At 57.6% G+C, this 17,567-nt stretch carries 16 protein-coding genes and 1 tRNA gene; 9 read left to right on the forward strand and 8 right to left on the reverse strand.

The genetic code is table 11. From position 1 onward, the window contains the following. Positions 1 to 55: 55 nt before the first annotated feature. Positions 56 to 2,227: a hypothetical protein gene (locus tag AC6IZD_RS12455; protein WP_497783640.1), complete on the forward strand. Its 2,172-nt coding sequence runs from the start codon at positions 56 to 58 to the stop codon at positions 2,225 to 2,227. Between the two features lie 10 nt (positions 2,228 to 2,237). Here the strand turns inward: AC6IZD_RS12455 and AC6IZD_RS12460 are convergent, their stop codons facing one another. Continuing rightward, positions 2,238 to 2,441: a hypothetical protein gene (locus AC6IZD_RS12460; RefSeq protein ID WP_497783641.1), complete on the reverse strand. Its 204-nt coding sequence runs from the start codon at positions 2,439 to 2,441 to the stop codon at positions 2,238 to 2,240. Between the two features lie 93 nt (positions 2,442 to 2,534). After that, complete coding sequence (locus AC6IZD_RS12465) at positions 2,535 to 4,643, reverse strand: radical SAM protein (protein WP_497783642.1); 2,109 nt, start codon at positions 4,641 to 4,643, stop codon at positions 2,535 to 2,537. A gap of 333 nt (positions 4,644 to 4,976) precedes the next feature. On the opposite strand from AC6IZD_RS12465, the gene AC6IZD_RS12470 reads away from it, so the two are divergent. From AC6IZD_RS12470 to AC6IZD_RS12480, 3 genes are all read left to right on the forward strand, one after another. Then, positions 4,977 to 5,285: a PspC domain-containing protein gene (locus AC6IZD_RS12470; RefSeq protein WP_497783643.1), complete on the forward strand. Its 309-nt coding sequence runs from the start codon at positions 4,977 to 4,979 to the stop codon at positions 5,283 to 5,285. A gap of 288 nt (positions 5,286 to 5,573) precedes the next feature. After that, positions 5,574 to 6,368 carry a septal ring lytic transglycosylase RlpA family protein gene (locus tag AC6IZD_RS12475; protein WP_497783644.1) on the forward strand — a complete coding sequence of 265 codons (795 nt, stop codon included), beginning with the start codon at positions 5,574 to 5,576 and terminating at the stop codon, positions 6,366 to 6,368. Between the two features lie 138 nt (positions 6,369 to 6,506). Next, positions 6,507 to 6,848, forward strand: coding sequence for a histidine triad nucleotide-binding protein (locus tag AC6IZD_RS12480; RefSeq protein ID WP_497783645.1), 342 nt, complete (start codon positions 6,507 to 6,509; stop codon positions 6,846 to 6,848). Between the two features lie 204 nt (positions 6,849 to 7,052). Here the strand turns inward: AC6IZD_RS12480 and AC6IZD_RS12485 are convergent, their stop codons facing one another. The 3 genes from AC6IZD_RS12485 to AC6IZD_RS12495 all read right to left on the reverse strand — a co-directional run bounded on the left by AC6IZD_RS12485 (position 7,053) and on the right by AC6IZD_RS12495 (position 9,290). Then, positions 7,053 to 7,925: a halocarboxylic acid dehydrogenase DehI family protein gene (locus AC6IZD_RS12485; protein WP_497783646.1), complete on the reverse strand. Its 873-nt coding sequence runs from the start codon at positions 7,923 to 7,925 to the stop codon at positions 7,053 to 7,055. A gap of 97 nt (positions 7,926 to 8,022) precedes the next feature. After that, a complete protein-coding gene (locus tag AC6IZD_RS12490; RefSeq protein ID WP_497783647.1) occupies positions 8,023 to 8,649 on the reverse strand; it encodes a hypothetical protein in 627 nt (208 codons plus the stop codon). Positions 8,650 to 9,215: 566 nt separating this feature from the next. After that, positions 9,216 to 9,290 (reverse strand) — tRNA-Val (locus AC6IZD_RS12495). Between the two features lie 118 nt (positions 9,291 to 9,408). Between AC6IZD_RS12495 and AC6IZD_RS12500 the strand changes: the two genes are divergently transcribed. From AC6IZD_RS12500 to AC6IZD_RS12510, 3 genes are read left to right on the forward strand one after another with little or no spacing between them, the layout of a single operon-like run. Continuing rightward, positions 9,409 to 10,176: an RNA polymerase sigma factor gene (locus tag AC6IZD_RS12500; RefSeq protein WP_497783648.1), complete on the forward strand. Its 768-nt coding sequence runs from the start codon at positions 9,409 to 9,411 to the stop codon at positions 10,174 to 10,176. Between the two features lie 8 nt (positions 10,177 to 10,184). Next, positions 10,185 to 10,676 carry an anti-sigma factor family protein gene (locus tag AC6IZD_RS12505; protein WP_497783649.1) on the forward strand — a complete coding sequence of 164 codons (492 nt, stop codon included), beginning with the start codon at positions 10,185 to 10,187 and terminating at the stop codon, positions 10,674 to 10,676. A 19-nt stretch (positions 10,677 to 10,695) separates the two neighbouring features. Next, entirely contained in the window at positions 10,696 to 11,892 is a 1,197-nt protein-coding gene (locus AC6IZD_RS12510; RefSeq protein WP_497783650.1) for a DUF3106 domain-containing protein, read from the forward strand. A 135-nt stretch (positions 11,893 to 12,027) separates the two neighbouring features. Here the strand turns inward: AC6IZD_RS12510 and AC6IZD_RS12515 are convergent, their stop codons facing one another. After that, positions 12,028 to 12,948, reverse strand: a complete 921-nt coding sequence (locus AC6IZD_RS12515; RefSeq protein WP_497783651.1) for a proline dehydrogenase family protein — start codon at positions 12,946 to 12,948, stop codon at positions 12,028 to 12,030. A 471-nt stretch (positions 12,949 to 13,419) separates the two neighbouring features. On the opposite strand from AC6IZD_RS12515, the gene greB reads away from it, so the two are divergent. Then, positions 13,420 to 14,058 (forward strand): transcription elongation factor GreB, encoded by a 639-nt coding sequence (greB, locus tag AC6IZD_RS12520; protein ID WP_497783652.1) that lies wholly within the window; start codon positions 13,420 to 13,422, stop codon positions 14,056 to 14,058. Between the two features lie 379 nt (positions 14,059 to 14,437). After that, positions 14,438 to 15,115 (forward strand): hypothetical protein, encoded by a 678-nt coding sequence (locus tag AC6IZD_RS12525; RefSeq protein ID WP_497783653.1) that lies wholly within the window; start codon positions 14,438 to 14,440, stop codon positions 15,113 to 15,115. On the opposite strand, the gene AC6IZD_RS12530 is transcribed toward AC6IZD_RS12525, so the two are convergent. Further along, positions 15,116 to 15,493 carry a PilZ domain-containing protein gene (locus AC6IZD_RS12530; RefSeq protein WP_497783654.1) on the reverse strand — a complete coding sequence of 126 codons (378 nt, stop codon included), beginning with the start codon at positions 15,491 to 15,493 and terminating at the stop codon, positions 15,116 to 15,118. Between the two features lie 173 nt (positions 15,494 to 15,666). Further along, positions 15,667 to 17,532 carry a PP2C family protein-serine/threonine phosphatase gene (locus tag AC6IZD_RS12535; RefSeq protein WP_497783655.1) on the reverse strand — a complete coding sequence of 622 codons (1,866 nt, stop codon included), beginning with the start codon at positions 17,530 to 17,532 and terminating at the stop codon, positions 15,667 to 15,669. Positions 17,533 to 17,567: the final 35 nt, after the last annotated feature.

Below are 17,567 nucleotides of genomic sequence, written 5' to 3' on the forward strand. Positions count from 1 at the left end.
CTCTTCGCCCTGAACGCTCCCTGGTCATAGGATTAACCCGATCCAAGGAGACTGCATGAGACGATCGCTTGTTACCCTGCCCCTGGCCCTACTCGCTCTGCTCACGTCCGCTATCGCTCAACCCGCTGCAAAGTCGGCGAAGCCTACCGTGAAGCCCCCATCTCATGCCGAAGCCTCAGAAGCCACCGAGCTTCCCATCCACCGCGTCGTCCTCTACAAAAACGGTGTCGGCTACTTCGAACATCAGGGCCACGTCACCGGCAGTCAGGAACTGAACATCCGATTCACCACCGCCCAACTCAACGACGTCCTCAAGTCCCTTACCGTCGTCGATCTCAGTGGCGGACACGTCGGCGGCGTCCGTTACAACTCCATCGCCCCCCTCAGCCAGCGCCTCAGCAACCTGCGCCTCCCGCTCGATGGCGACACCGACCGCGACGGATTCCTCAAAGCCCTTCGCGGCGCTCGCGTCGAGGTCCACGCCTCTGCCTCCTCCGCCACCGGACGCCTCCTTTCCATCGAAGAGGTCACGCGGACCGATAAAGAAGGTAACGAGATCAAGATTTCGCAGCTCTCGCTCATCTCCGACTCCGGAGAGCTCCGCACCTTCGACCTGACGCCCGCCACCTCCGTCCGCATCCTCGAAGGCGACATGAACCGCGAAGTCGGACGCTACATGTCTCTGCTCGCCAGCGCCCGCGATAAAGATGTCCGCCGCATGACCATCTCCACCACCGGCGACGGCCCCCGCGATGTTGTCGTCAGCTATATCAGCGAAGTCCCCGTCTGGAAATCGACCTACCGCATCGTCCTCCCGCAGAATGCAAACGGCAAGCCCCTGCTGCAAGGCTGGGCCGTGGTCGATAACACCGTCGGCGAAGATTGGCGCAACGTCCAACTCTCCCTCGTCGCCGGAGCGCCTCAATCCTTCGTCCAGCAAATCTCTCAGCCCTACTATGTCCGCCGTCCCACCGTCGAACTCCCCAAAACGGCCCAACTCACCCCGCAAACCCATGAAGGTTCGTTGGAACCTCAACAATCGGAAGCCTTGAACGCACCAGCCGCCGTCCCCAAAATAGTGACGCCTGACAGAAAGGACAAATCAAGTGGCTCGGCAGGTGGTGTGGTTGGTGGTGTTCTAGGCAAGCCTGGTGCAAGTCATTACGACCGCCTCGAGCGAAACGCGATTTTGGCAGCTACTACGGACACCGAAGCCTATGCGCAGTCCGTCGATTCCACCGCTTCCGGCGAAGCCCTCGGCGACATGTTCGAGTACGCCATCAAGCAGAACGTGACAGTCCTTCAGAACCAGTCTGCCCTCGTTCCCATCGTCCAAGCCCGTGTCGATGCCGAAAAGGTCACTCTCTGGAACGCCAACGACCACACTCCAGTTCGTGCCCTCTGGCTCACCAACTCCAGCGGCCTCACCCTCGATGCCGGCAGCTTCAACATCGTCGAGGGCGGAGCCTTCGCCGGAGAGGGCCTTCTCACCGAAGTCCACCCCAACGAGCGCCGCCTTCTCTCCTACGCTGCCGACACCGCCATTCGCATCAAGTCCGAAGGCGCATCCGAGCAGCGTCCCTACACCCGGCTCCGCGCCGCTCGCGGCATCCTCTATCTCACCCGCGAACTCCGCGAAACCCGCACCTACACCGTCTCCAACTCCGACACCATTGACCGCAACGTCGTCATCGAACACCCCGCCCGCTCCGGCTGGCACTTCCTGAATGCCGATCTCAAACCCGAAGAGTCCTCGAACTCCTATCACCGCTTCCGCGTCAAAGTCGCTCCTTCGACCAGCCAGAAACTGGTTGTCGCCGAATACTACCCGCAGCAAACCACCTACGCCCTGACCAACCTCGACGACAACACCATCCTCTTTATTCTCAAATCCGGAAACGTCCAGCCCGACGTCGAATCCTCTCTTCGCAAGCTTCTCGCCAAGAAGGGCGAAATCGCCGCCATCCAGCGCCAGCTTGAAGATCGCCGCAACCAGGTCGAGCGCATAAACCGCGAGCAGGCCCGTATCCGGGAAAATATGAAGTCCCTCAAGGGCAGCACCGAGGAAAGAGCACTCCTCCAGCGCTACGTTTCCGGCCTCAACCAGCAGGAAGATCAGCTCGCAAAATTAAATTCTGAAATTTCTGCAAAAGAAGTGGAACTTAATGCCCGCCAGAGCGAATACGAACATATGGCTGAGTCGATGACATTCGACCAGGCTTCGTAGGTTCCTCCTCCTAAACGACGTTTCGTCCGCCGACGCTCGGCGGACATTTTTTTGCTTCGAGGTTCGGCACCCGCTCCAGCGCCGCCATCGAGTACCCCGCCACATGCGGCTGAAAGATGACGCGATCCGAATAAATCGCCAGAATGATGATTAGCGCATAAACCACCACCGCGGTTGTCAGCAGAACTCGCACGCATGCGATCATCACTCTCATCAGTCCTCCTCGCGTAATCAGGGAGTATAGATCAGCGCAAAACAAAACCGCCGGAGTCATCCTCCGGCGGTTCTTATTAGACTTGAGCTCTTACTAATCGCCCATCACTTCCTCAGTCTTCTCTTCCTTCTTCACCGCAGGCTTGCCGAGCGCGTCAAGCGAAACGAATCCACCTACCTCCGGAGCCTTCTCGCCCAAAACGTGCTGTTTGTACAGAGCCATCATCTTTGCGTTTTCGGCTTCCTGCTTCAGCTTGGCATCGCGCGCCCGCATCTTCTCTTCCCTAGCGGTCTTCGCCACGCCCAGCTTATCCAAAGTCGTATTGCGACCGGCGTGCACGTGCTCTTCGTTTAGCGCCAGCGAGTGTTCCGTACTTTCCAGACCCACCTTCTTGCCGCCTGCGAAAATCTCATGCCGTCCATGCTCCTCGTACCACTTCGTCAGCGTGGCCGTCATGTGCATCTTTTCGATGATGTTTCTCCAGCCCACACCCGTGTTGTACGCGCAGAAGCTAATTTCGCCTTCCTGCGTCGCGTACGGAATAATGCACTGCTCCGTGCGCCTGAAGTCGTAGTTGAACAGATCCTGGAACCACATTCCCGCGATGAACAGGAAGTTCCAGCGATCCGCCCTGCGCTTCTTCACGTCCTCAAGCGTGCGATCCGGACTCGACTTACCGTACTTGGCCTCAGCCTTCTTCGTAGCCGCAAACGTCTTATCAAACTTCTTCAGCAGGTCGGTAAACTTGAAGTGCGTCGGCGACTGGAACGGATCGTAGTTCCGCGCCAGCGCGAGCGCCATGCCCAAATTCGACCAGAACGGGCTGCGCGCGCCGTCGCTAACCTTCGCTACGTCCTTCGCAACCTGGTCGGCGTGGATGAATTTCGTGACCGGCACCGCTTCCTTCGTTTCCTTGTCGATCATCAGCGCCATGCCCACGCCGCAGTTCGGATGGCATCCGCAGTTCAGCGATCCCCAATCCTTTTGTCCGCCGTGCACCACGTCGGCCCAATCACTGAACGTGCCCATGAACGAAATCGGGAACCAGTCTCTTGCGGGTTCACCCAACCCCGTCTGGCCTTTCACGTCATGCGCCAGATGGCTCAACGTGTACCGCTGCGCCAACCGCCGCTCCTCCGTGATCCCTTCGTCGCGTCCCGTAAACGATACCGGCTGGAACGACAGGAACGAAATCTTCTTCGGATTATCCAGCGCAAACTGAATGATGTGCCCCACCTGCTCGTTGTTCACGCCGTTGACAATCGTCGTCACCGGAACGATCTCGACGCCCGCGTTGTGCAGGTTTTCAATCGCCCTCAGCTTCACGTCAAACAAATTCCCTACCGCGCGATGCGAGTTTGCCGCATTACCAATGCCGTCAAACTGCAAATACGCATACCGAAGCCCGGCTTCCGCTGCTTTCCTCGCAAACTCCGGAGACTTTGCAAACTCGATGCCGTTTGTCGCCGCCTGCACCGAGTTGAATCCCACCTTGCGCGCATACGACACCGCGTCCAGGAAGTACGGAGACAGCGTAGGCTCGCCGCCAGAGAACTGCACGCTCATCTGTCGCTTCGGCTTGATCGTGATGGCATCGTCCAGCAGCTTTTTGATTTCTTCCCACGAGAGCTCATGCACAAAGCCCACCTGGTTCGCGTCCATGAAGCACGGATCGCACATCATGTTGCAGCGGTTCGTCAAATCGATCGTCAGCACCGAACCACGTCCATACTTCACCGTCGAAGTGCCGTGGTTGTGCAGCTTTTCGTCGTTGTGCGCGCGCATGTCGCGGCCCGGAAACGACTCTTCCAAATGCCGGAAGAAATCCACATCCATCGCCATCAAATCTTCGAAGTGGCCATGCTTCGGGCAGTCCTTCACCATCAGGATTTGCCCGTCGCGCTCGATGATTTGTGCCTTGATCTCGCCAACCTTCTCGTTCAGCAGAATCTCGTACGGCAGCTTGCCATCCACAATCTGCTGTCTTATTTCCGGCACGCACTTCGGACACAGTGAATCCGTGGTTCGCGGCCATCCCAGTGGCGGCTTTGTCTTCTGGTAGGACTTCAGCAGCGGCTTATCCGCCCACCGAGGCGTAACCGAAGGATTGGGGTTGATGCTGTTCAGCTTGTCAAAGACCACCCACGCACCCTTCGCAACATACGTGAAAGCCTTTTCTACATACTTGATCGGCTTATGCATGAACCGCTGTCTCCTCTGCTCTCTGTGTAATTTCCTGGAACAGATCTGCCCTGCTCTCAAAGCAGTGCTACAGATCGACAGCTTCATCCTAGAGCGCTCACTCTAGATACCCAATTCCTATTCCACGAACTGCTGGATTAAGCGGTTGACCTGCGAATTATCACATCAAGCGGTGACCACGATCACACCTTAACCGCTTGAAAGCAGACATCTTCCCCATCATCTCCGCCCCTCCGCCCCATGGAACTGCCACTCCCAAATTCGCGTATCATCTCCTGAAAGCTTGCTGGAGTGCACAACCTATATATCTGTCCAGCAATCAAGGGAGAAGCCATGTACTGCTCAAACTGCGGCAAGAATCTTGGTGAAGGCGCAGCTTTCTGCCAGTTCTGCGGAACGCGTCAGGCCCCGCTGCCGCCTCTGCCACCCCCGGCTGTGACCCGCCGTTTTGCCCGCTTCAGCTCCGATAAGAAAATCGCCGGAGTCTGTGCTGGAGTGGCCCGCTATTTCGACCTCGACCCTACGTTGGTCCGTGCTGTATGGCTTCTTTGCGTTCTGCTCGGCGGAACCGGCCTGCTCGCCTACCTGGTTCTCTGGATCGTCATGCCACTCGATCCCGAGTACCCCATGCTCCCCGCATAAAACGAAAAGCGAAGGTGGCCCAGAGTTGGCGCCGTTCCAACTCTGGGTGCTAGCGCTCATGCACGCCGATGGTGGCTGGGAGATTTTTGTACAAGCAGTCCGATGCGTGCCTGAAATGCCGACACATTGGTACTTACGTATGCCTTCTGTCGGCATATGCGCGGTAGCAACAAACTCCGCCTAACTTCTGCTCACCCGCAATCCCCAATTCACCATTGACCATCGGTGTTCCACTTTATTGACCACCCGCGCCCCAGGCTGCAGAATCAAACTGCCGTGGATACCGCTGTGTCGCAGAACATCTTTGTTTCCAATGCTTATCGCCTGCGTTTGGCGATCGTGTACTCCGTGCTGTTCACACTTGCCCTGCTCGCCGTAGGATGCGGCGGCAAGAAGCAGACTGCGCGCAACGTTCCCCCCACCCCGTCCATCTCGACCGAGAAGTCGTCCAAAAAATCTAAGTCCGACGACAAACTTGCTCGCGATAGCGCCCCGTTGCGCTCGGCTCCCGGCATCCACGTGGACCCCAATGCCAAGGTCATCTGGACCGAAATAGGCTACGCAAGCTGGTACGGCCCCAACTACCACAATAAAAAGGCAGCCAACGGCGAAATCTATAACCAGTACGAGATGACCGCCGCTCACAATACCCTTCCCCTCAACTCCATCGTGCGCGTCGTCAACCTCGACAAGAACATCTCGACCGTAGTCCGCATCACCGACCGCGGCCCTTTCGTCTCTGATCGCATCATTGATCTATCGGTCGCCGCCGCCAAAGCCGTAAACGTGTACCTGCCCGGCACTGCCCGCGTTCGCCTCGATGTGCTTGAAGCCCCGCGCCCCATCGAGAAAGGTGGACGCTGGTGCGTCCAGATCGGAGCCTTTCAAACCCAGTCAGCCGCCATTCACCTGAAGCAGCACCTAATGCACCGCTACCCCGACGCACAGGTGCTCCAGTTCAAGGGCCCTACCGGCTACTGGGTCCGTATCCGCATGCCGCAGGACGATAAAGAAAAAACCCGCGACGTCTATGCCCACACCCAGGTCGACGAAGGCGCCGTCTTCATGGTCCGCCTCGACTAACAACTCGACTCATAAGTTGTGTCATCCTGAGCGCAGCGAAGGATCCCTACCTCACCAATATGCCGCACAGGTGGCCCACTCAACGCTCTTTTCGTTCAGTGGGGCTTCTGACTTTGCCTTTTGTGGTAGATTTCTCCCATGAACGACTGCCTGTTTTGTCAGATCATCGCTGGCAAGATCCCCTCGAAGAAGGTGTACGAAGACGACAAAGTCTATGTGTTCGAGGACATCAAACCTGCCGCGCCGACGCACGTTCTCATCATCCCCAAGCGGCACTTTGCTGGATTGAAGGAAGCAACTCCCGAAGATGCCGAGATCATCGGCTATTGCAATCTTGTTGCTGTCAAGATCGCTCGCGAGCGCAATATCGAAGACGGCTACCGCACGGTGCTCAACGTCGGCCCACGCGCTGGACAATCGGTCTTCCACCTACACCTGCACCTTCTTGGTGGACGCGACCTCACCTGGCCTCCAGGCTAATCAAGTGAAAAGAACACGAGGGTGCCCCATCCTAAACTCGTTCCTTTCGAGTTTAGGGTGGGGTTTTTGACTTGCTCTTGCAGTTGTTTTTGATCTTACGAAGTCATCCTGAGCCGCAGGCGAAGGATCCCTACCACCGCACCAGTCTCCACCGCCGCCCAAGGTCACCCGCAACGTTCGATTCCATGCTGTCGAGAAGAAAGCCTACGCCGCTCTCACCGTCCTCGAATCGTAAAAAGACCTGCGCCACACGACCGAAAGCAACGCCAGTGATGGAACGGTTCTCACGAATTCGTCCACGGCTTCCCGCACATCTCGCGCCTGATCCGGAGTCAATTCGTCGAGAAATGGTCTGTGGTCGCCGACAGGAATTCCGTGCAGCAGCGACCTTGCGCGATTCGAAACCGCCTCGCTCGCCATCTGAAATTGTCTATCCCCGAGCACGCCCTTCGAGTCCACCCATGCCGAAGCCAGATAGCTCGGGAACGGCGATAGCGCCCGAAACAGGCTCATCACTCGCTTGGTCTTCATCGTGCGCCGAATATCGGCATAGATGAGCCACACGCGTAATCCCGCATCGCGTTCGTTAGGAACATGCAGCGTGATGAGTCGTGAAAGGGCGGGAGCCTGCTTGCCCGAAGTGATTCTTCCCCGCTGTCCGCCTTCCAAACCCAACCGCATCAGTTGCGCAAACAGCAACAGTCTCGGCAATGTGCGCACGAAGATCCCGACCACTCCGGCAAGCACCGGCATATCGTCGGTAGCAATCTTCTGCTCGGCCAGCATTCGCTCTTGGTCGCGCAATTTCCATGACCCGACCATCGCCTGCGTACGCACGAAATCGTCGAGCGTAGCCGATGCTGCGCAGAATTCGCGCGACGCCGCTACTGGACCAAGATCTCGCCACATCTTCTTCAGATAAGGCGGCACAACTGTGAGAGTTTTAAAAAGACTCGGTACAAACGGAAGGTCGAAGTTTGTCCGGATCTCCGCATATAGTCTGCGTAGTTCCGGCCCCACTTCATTTTCTTCGTAAACGCGGGAGAAAGACATTTCGGGAAATAGCGCTGTGCACACGCGCTCTCTCCCGCTTGGATACGAGAATACTGCGACTGGTTGCCGCCAAGCTGCGCTACCCTTCCGGCGCAACCGGAGGATCAGCGTTTAGAACTGTCTAGTATTCCTGAAGCTCAGCTTCGCTCGTCGCATGGCGTCGCAGCAATTGCGGCAAGTTCTGCGAAAACGCCGAACGCGGCAGTACCATATCGCAGCCTGACTCTTGAGCTTTCATCTTCAGCTCGCCTTGCAGATGCGACAGGAAGCCGATAATGTTCGTTTCTTTCTTGAACTTTGTCTTCAGCTTCGAAATCAAGGTCAGCGGTTTCAGCGTGTGATGGTTCAGGTCGACGATGATCAGCGCAGGCTTTTCTTCGGTGTTCGCGACGTGCTCAAGCACTTCCTTGTCGCTCTTCACGAAGTTCACTTTCACATTCAGCTTGCGGGCCGTTTCCTGAATTTTCGCCATGAAGAAAAGGTCATCGACGAACGCAAAGATCGGACGCGACACGGTGTTCTCCCCGACTGGCACAGCTTCGTACCCAAGTCGTCCGTTGCTGTTATCACGCTGAAGCGTGCGGTACGAGTGGTCCATCGGAGCGCTATATATGCTCGCATCCGGAGTCTTGTGATTCACCACCGACCGAAACGCGTGCTTGTTGCCGTTCCCGTTTCCATTGCTGTTCCCGTTGGGCTCGGCAAACCGCTTGCGCGGCTGTGGCTTTGATTTGAACTGTCTTTTCATTGCTTGCTTCCCTTGTTGCGCTGGCTTATGAGAAGCATGGGGCTGGCCTTGGTTGGACTGCCCTGATTCGCTCTGGACTGGGTTTGCGTTCTGCGATGCGGTTTGCGCTCCCGCACCCTGACCACTGCGACGTCCACGACGCCGCTTGCGTCCTCTCCCGCCATTGGGAGCGGGATGGTTCGATCCACTATTCATATTTTCAGGCTTCTCTAGTTTCAGCTTCGAACTCGTCAGCGGCACACGATGGTATTACGGTTTGTTTTGGCGCCGTCTGGATGTGTTTTGTTTCTAAGTGTTGCGGCTATGGCTTGGATCAGCAGCCGCTAACCCAGATTAAGTTACTTAACCCGGAAAGGATACCCGGATACTACTTAACGCTCCTTGGAATGAGCAAGCCGAATGTTACCTTCGGTTGTGGATAATTGGCTGTTTTTTACGGCTGCCAACCAACATCCTTTAAAGATGCCAAAATCGCGGTACGCGTCGCTAAGGAACTGAAATTGTTGTCCGTTCCTCTGAGGTACGTGCCTAAGGTGAATCTGTGAACCACTCTACCGGGGTGGGAGTGGTGGGCGCTGTAGGATTCGAACCTACGACTTCCACCGTGTGAAGGTGACACTCTACCGCTGAGTTAAGCGCCCATCTACTGCTCACATCGGATTGTAGCAAACCCGCCCGATTTGGCAAAACCGCCCCTGTGAGTTTCCGAAGGCAAGTTTCCTGCCGTTCGGGCATAATAGCCAAGTAAGACCCACTCGAATGCTCTGGAACCGCGGCAAACCTAAAAACCCGGCCCCCGAACAACCGGCACCTGAATCCGAAAATGCCCCGCAACTTTCGGACCCACCCCGTGTTCCAAATGACATGAGTAGCATGGCCATTGGCGGTGCGTATCCCACCTCGGGCAATGTCCGTGATGAGCAGCAGCTTCGCTACAGCGATCCCGCTTCTCTCTCGCAAATGGACGACGCCCAGGTCATGCTCAGGGTTCGGGACGGCGATGATGCCGCTTTCAACTACCTCGTTGATCGCTATCGCAAAGCGATGATCGGCTTTATGTTCCGCATGGTTCATAACGCCGCGATTGCCGAGGAGTTGGCGCAGGAAGTCTTTCTGCGCGTCTATCGCTCGCGTTCAAGCTACTCGGCTGATGCCAAATTCACGACCTGGCTCTATCGGATCGCGACCAACTTGGCCGTCAACCACGCGCGCGACAACAAGAACGAACGTCCCGAAGTAAAGGCCAGCCTCGATGAGACTGATGAGGATACCGGCCTGTCCATTGATGTTGCCGACAACCGGCCTAACATCGAGCAAGACATATTGCGTCAGGAACGCCTTCGGGCGATCCGTAAACACGTCGAGGCACTGCCGGAGCGCCAACGGCTTGCAGTGATGATGCACAAGTACCAGGAAATGGATTACCGGCAGATAGCCGAGGTGCTGCACCTCAGTGAGTCTGCCACGAAGAGTCTTCTCTTCCGCGCCTATGAAACGCTACGCGAAAGCTTGAAAGATTTCGTATAGAGGCCGCCATGAATTGCAGAAGTATTCACGATCAACTGCCTGACGTTGCACTGGGCACAAACCCGGCACCGCCTGAGGTCGAAGCTCATCTCGCCACTTGCCGCGAATGCACCGACACCCTCGAAGCGTTGCGCTCGACCATGCACCTGCTCGATGAGTGGGAAGCACCCGAGCCCTCCGCTTACTGGGATGTCCGCATGCAGGCCCGATTGCGCGAAGAGCAGCAGAAAGCACCTTCTGGATGGTTGCAGTGGCTCCGTCGTCCTGCCATCAGCATGGCTGCTGCCTTGAGCCTTGTGCTCGGCATCGGCCTCTATCAAGCCGGACGCTTTATGCGCAACAGCGAGAATCCGCCACAGAACGCAACGGTCCAAAAGATCGTGCCGACCGGAACCGCTGTGGCCGATTTGCAATATCTTGATAATCATTCAGATATGCTGCAGAATTTCGACGCCCTCGATGATCTCGACGGCGACGATGATGCGGATACGAGCAATTAGCTCGAAGGAAAGTTGAATCATGCGCGCCAGGTTTCTGACCATTGCTCTGCTAACGCTTGCTGCTGCAACGCCTTCATCGGCGCAGCACTGGCGTCAGCAGTCCGGTGCGCCTCAAGCGGCCCAGAGCGCTCATCCGGAGCACAACCAGCGCTCTGCGCCAGCTTACCGGGAATCCTCTCGCCCAGAGTACAGCCAACCGGCCTATCGCGAGCCTTCCCGACCGCAATACGGCAATGGCGAACCTTCCCGACCGCAGCAGCCATACAGGGAACCCTCGCGTCCGCAGCAGCAGCAACCTTATCGTGCGCCTTCTCGGCCCCAGCAAACGTATCGTGAGCCCTCGCGCCCGCAACAGCCCTCGTATCGTGAGCCAATGGGCCCGCAACAGACGTACCGTGAGCCAATGCATTCGCCGCAGAATGCCCAGCCCGGTTACCGCGAGTCTGCTCGTTCCCAGTACGGCCAACCTGCATACCGCGACAACGGACAGCGCCCGCAACCGATGCGTCAGCCTCAGGCCCGCGCTCCCTACGCTCAGCACAATGGTCCGGATCGACCCGCCGTGCGTGCGCCTCGTCCCGGCATGGAATCCCGCCCCGTGGCACGTCCGCCCGTAAGGTCCAATATCGCGCCGCGGATGCCTTATCAATCGGCCGCACCGCAGCGCAACGCGGCTCCTCCGGCGCGCGATGGATACCAGCAGCAACCGCCGCGCAACTTTGACGCACAAAACAACGTGCCGCGCCCGCCCACCGCTGCGCCTCGACCATTCGTCCGAGGACAAGGCCCGCACAATGGCGATTGGCTGCGCAACACCCTGAAAATGCCGCCACAGGAGCAGGAGAAGCGGCTTGAGCAGGATCAGCATTTCCGCCAGCTTCCGCCACAGCGGCAGCAGGCGTTACGTAACCGCCTGCAGAATTTCAATTCCATGCCGCCCCAGCAGCGCCAGCGCGTTCTCAACCGAATGGAGATGATGGAGCACCTCCGCCCCGAGCAGCAGCAGCAAGCTCAGCAGCTCTATGGACAGTTCCGTTCCCTCAACCCTGATCGTAAGGACGCCGTCCGCCGCACCCTGCGCGAGATGCGCAGTATGCCACCCGACGCACGTGAGCGCATGCTGAACTCGCCCGACACTCAGACCCAGTACTCACCGCAGGAACTCCAAATGTTGCGCGGCTTCAACGCCCTCGGCTTCGCCGGATCGGACCACTGATTTTCGGTGCTTGATCATCTACAGGTGCCCCAGGTTCACGAAGCGAAGCGAAGTTAACCTGGGAACAGAGTTAACTCGGAACAGCAAAAGCGCGCCCCGCAGGACGCGCTTCCCTCTTTCCGCTGATAACTCCACCTATCCCTTGAAGTAGTTCTTGGCCAGGAACAGCACGTTCGCCGGACGCTCCGCCAGTCTCCGCATGAAATACGGATACCACTCCGTCCCAAACGGGATATAGCACCGCACGCCCCATCCATCCCGTGCCAAGCTTTCCTGCAAATCGCGTCTTACTCCATGCAGCATCTGGAACTCGAATGCCGACTTCGGAATCCCTTCCTTGATCGTCCATTCCTTGATGGTGTTGATGATGAATTCGTCATGCGTCGCCAGTCCATGAAACACGCCGCTCTTCAGTATCTGCTTTGCCACCCGAATGTAGTTGGCGTCCACATCATGCTTGCTGGGGTAAGCAATCGCCGGAGGCTCTTTGTACGCACCCTTGCATAGCCTGATCCGAATCCCTTCCTCGCACAGCAACTTCGCATCGTCCGCCGTGCGGTAGAAATACGCCTGCAGCACCGTCCCAATATGCCCTGCAGCACCCGGCCGCCTATGCAGTTCGCGCACAAAATCCAGCGTCCTCTGCGTATAGGCCGAGCCTTCCATGTCGATCCTTATAAAGCTGTTGATGGCCGTGGCATGATCGAGCAGATCGATTACCGTTTCGCGCGCCAACCCTTCGTCCACATCCAGCCCCATGTGGGTCAGCTTCAGACTGACGTTGGCATCCAGGTTGCGCTTCTCGATCTCGTCGAGCAACTGGTGATAGAGCGCTTTGCTATGCAGCGCCTCTTCGCGGTTGGTTACATTTTCCCCGAGATTATCGACCGTAACTCGCACGCCCACGCGGTTCATTGCCACGGTTGCGTTGATCAAGTCCTCCACGGTCATGCCCGCGACAAAACGCTTGGAAACCTTCTGCCCGAAAGCTGAGTTTTCGGCGATTGAGCGAATGCCTTTGCTCTCCGACATCGCTATAAAAAAGGAACGCAGCATGCTGCTCCCTCCGGCCCGGTCGATATGAAAAACCCTGAGTGCATCGCGGCAGCCCAAACCGCGCCAACATCCCGGCGCGAATCTGCTCAATCACGGTGACTCTGCTACGTATCATAACTCCGGCCCAAGCTGCTGCCATCCGTAAAAACCTCTAGTGTTCCAATCAGCACTAGTCTTGGGTTTTCTCTCGCTCTCTTGTGTCACCTTGAGCGGAGCGAAGGTGGGTGGCCCGAGTTGCGTTTTTCCAACTCTGGGACTCGCACATCTGCACGACGTTCTTCGCTCATCCTTGAACATGCCCTTACGACTCAGTTTTACGTTGGCCCGTCATCCTGGAATTTCTGACATCCATTCACACAATGTGAAAGAATCAGTTAGCACTGACAAACTCCCGTGAAAGTGGATAGCCTGCGGCATTCGTGGCGGCGTTCATCCGCGTTCAAAATGGGCACCAGTGGGAACAACTTCTAGATGCGAAAAGGCTTTACGAGAAATCCACAAGCGGACGAGCCCGCGACACACGTCAAGAACTACATAACGCCGAGCGGACTGCAGCGTCTCAGAGATGAGCACCGGTTTCTGCTTACCAGGGAACGCCCGGCCGTAGTGGAGGTGGTGGCGTGGGCTGCCAGCAACGGCGATCGCAGTGAAAACGCCGACTATCAGTACGGCAAGCGGCGACTGCGCCAGATCGATGGACGGATTCGCTTTCTTTCGAAGCGAATCGAAGCCGCGGAAGTAGTCGACCCCGAAGCTCCGAGAGCGGGACAGGCGCAGACGAGGGCATTCTTCGGAGCTACCGTGCGCTATGAGAATTCTGCGGGAGAGGAACGAGTGGTCAGCATTGTGGGCGCCGACGAGGTCGATCTCAACCGCAACCACATCAGTTGGATGTCACCTCTGGCACGCGCGTTAATGAAGTCGGCAGAGGGCGACAGCGTCGTTCTTCGAGCGCCGGGCGGCACAGAATACCTGACCGTGCTGGAAGTGTCTTACGAGCGCATTCCGGTGGAACCGTTCCGCGAACCACCTGGATCCCAGGCCTTGGCGAAGGGACTCCCTCCCGACGCCGATACACCTGACGAGGACGATACGAACCCGCAAACGTAGCGAACACCTATCACGCCGGGTGGCCCAGAGTTGGCGTTTTTCCAACTCTGGGAATCACGCACAGAGCACACTGCTCGAGTTTCAACACAGCAACCCAACAGTAACGGCGCTTACAGATTGACATCCTTGCAGCCCATCATGATGCCAACGCCCAACCACTCGCGCCGCCTCTGTCAACCCCCATTCCGTGCTCCCTTCCGTCCAAACCACTGATTCGACTTTAAATAGAGTTCCGGCCCTCCTGAGGGGATCACCCCTCCCCATTTGCTATTCTGGATTTAGCACATCAATTCATCCGATCTAACTACTCTGTTTTCAAATTTTTGCCGGGAAATATTGGGGGGTACCCACCGCACCATCGTGCGCGGTGTTTCTGTTTATGCTCAACAAGAAGAAAAACTGCGGACACGTTCTCGCCAACGGAGAAATCTGCCAAGCCGTTCCCATGCGCGATTCAAACTTCTGCTATTGGCACCACAAGGCTCGCGCGCGCAACCGCCGACACGACCGCATCGCCGGCCCGATCAGCAGTGACGCAAACTCAGGAATCGAGCTGCCCCTTCTCGAAGACGCCAACTCCATTCAAGTCGCGATTCAGGAAGTCATGCAGGCCATTCTCGACCGCCGCATTGATAGCAAGCGTGCCGGACTCCTGCTTTATTCCCTCCAACTCGCCAGTTCCAACGCGCGCAACCTCGACACCTGCCCGTCTGATTTCCGGGAAAGCATCGGCACGATTGGCAGCAACGACGAAGGCCCAATCGATCACATCGGCCACGATGACCGAGAAGAATCATGCGATGGAGATTGCGATTCCTGCGCCGAGGAAGATTGCAACGAGCGCGAATCCGACGAAACACAGGAGTCGAATGACGCCAGCTCTGATCAGGATAATCAGGCCAGCAATGCACAGCAGAAAGTCTGTCAGGATGATTCCTCTAGCGATCCCGCTGCGTCCAACAATCTCGCTTCGCTTCCGCCAAAGAAGCCGCCCGTTTCCGTCAAGATCCCAAATCCAACTGGGCGATCATCACGCAATTCCCGAACGCAACCGTAGCTATCTTGGAGCAAACTCCGCAGCAAAGTAGTCGAGATTTGCGCCGTTTGCGGATTGCGTCCGCACGATGCGGCAGTTCTGGAACATATTCTGGCCGCCCTCAATGTAGTGCAACGCAATCGTCAACGGCGTTCCAGGACTGAACTGCTGCATGCTGGCGAAGAACACGCCGCCGCGGCTCATGTTCAGCACATCCACGACTATCGCGTCCTTCGCTGTGCGCACGCAGGCCTTCACGTTCCTACATGGAATTCGCGGATGACGCCGCCGTTCCTGCTTCTGCTCGGAAGAGTGGACCAGGTAATGATCCGGTCCAAGAATGATGTCGTCCGACAGGCGTCCGGAATAATTAGGAGTTCTCTTGCTTTGTTCCCACATGCGCAACGCCCCTCAAGCGATTCGGAATGAGGCCCTGAAACTGTGGGTAGATGTTACTTCGAAATGCTCTTCGCGCATCCAGAGAAGCCGCAGGAGTATCAAGGTAAGCACTGCAACGAGCGAAGGAGCGCATCTCCAGCAAGCAGGCGATATCTGCATCTCTGGCCGCGAAGCTATCTTGCGCGCGCCAGCACAATCGTCATATCGTCCGGCTGCTCTTCCCCACCGATCCAATCGGTCACCGCGTTGAGGATCGCTTCCGAGATGCGTGGCAACGGCAGATCGCGGTTCTCATGGACGATCTGTGCCAACCGCTCCTGCCCGAACTCGCCGAAGTCGTTCTCCGGCTCCGTAATGCCATCGCTGTAGCAGACCACGATGTCGCCCGGATTCAGCGTTACGCGCCCCTCGGGATACGTGATGTCGCCAAACAGGCCAACCACCGTTCCACCATCCTCCAACAGGCGAATCGAGCCATCGGAGCACACGATGATTGGCGGCAAGTGTCCTGCATTGGAGTATGTGAACAGCCGCTTCTGCTGGTCATAGAAGCCCAGGAACATGGTCGCGTACTTCTGTGCGGGAGTGTTGCGGTAGAGCTGCTGGTTCAGCAGCGCCAGCACCGTCGCAGGAGATGGGCAGCAACTGGCGTCGTCGTTGAGCATCCTCAGCGTCCGGCTTCCCTGCGCCGCTGCCATCACGGGAACCTGCTCAGCCAGAGTATGTGCCCTGACGAATGCATGCACCGTGGCCATCATGAGCGCCGCCGAGATACCTTTGCCGCTGATGTCGCCCACCGCGAGTCCCACTGCGTTGGGCCCAACGCCGAGGAAATCGTAGTAGTCGCCGCTCACTGTGCGCGCTGGCAGGCAGACGCCATGCAGTTCCAGCCCATCCAGGTCGGCGACATCCCGGGGGAACAGCAGGTCCTGCACTTCCTTGGCAATCGACAGCTCGCTCTCGATCCGCTGCTTCTCCTTCTGCTCTGCCAGAAGCTTCTGGAGCGACTCGGTCATGGAGTTGAACGAGGACTCCAGTGATGCAAGCTGGTCGCTTGAGCGGACTTGGATGCGGTGGGAGAAGTCGCCTCGGTTCACGTGTTGCGTGGCGTCGTAGAGCTTAGCCACAGACGAGGTCATTGTGCGCGTTAGCCGCACACCAATGATCAGCGCTACCACCTCAATCAGGGCGAAGATGACAGCAACAGCCACCAGCACAGCCACGATGCCATTCGTCAGGTCTCCTAGCGTGCGGAACAGGCGATTGTAGAGCAGTGATGGCCTCGTGCGAACCGTCAGGAGCATGCTCGTCGGCTTGCCCGTCTGCCAGTGAACGGCTTGCATCGTGGCAGCCAGTGCGACCTCCAGATCCAATCTGGAGGACGCCTCTGGCATCAGTCCAGCACTGACCTTTGGTGACTTGGCCGATGCCTGATCCTTATCCCCAAACAGGGTGATCACGCCCATGTTGGACACGATGGTCTCTAGATGCTGCGGGTCCAGAGGTAGGCTCGAGACCAGCACGAGGTCGCCGCCGTCCGGCAGCCGCGACCGGTTCACTGCGCGCAGGTACAGCTCACCATCATCCAGGATCAGCGCGCTGTCCGGGACGTTCGACGGAGGAGGCGGTGGCGCACTGTACTTACCGTCACCCACCAGAGTCTGCACTTGGCCCTTGTAGTACGCCGTAACCTGGCGCCCGGGAAACACCTCATTGCTGATGGAGAGCTGACCCGAATCCAGTGCTCGGCTGCGGCGCAAGGCTGTCGCCGCCTCGGTCACCAGGGTCCGATTGGCACTCTCCAGCCGCCGTAGCTCACCCCGCACGTCGGTGGTCACCACGAACGTCGAGAACTGCCCGGCGAACAGGTAGCCTGCCGCGATGGCCATGGTGCCCAGCAGCACCAGAGGGATGACCCCTATGAATACGTATGTGACGATGAGGCGGTTACGTAGCCGCCACATGAACCGGTGCCTGAATCCCCGATACCCGATCACCAGCAGCATGCCCACGAATAGCAGGAGCAGTAGCCGGTACAAGCCGGTGGATCCGTGAACCCCAACTAGGGTCCACA

The organism is Koromonas humicola (assembly GCF_059726255.1).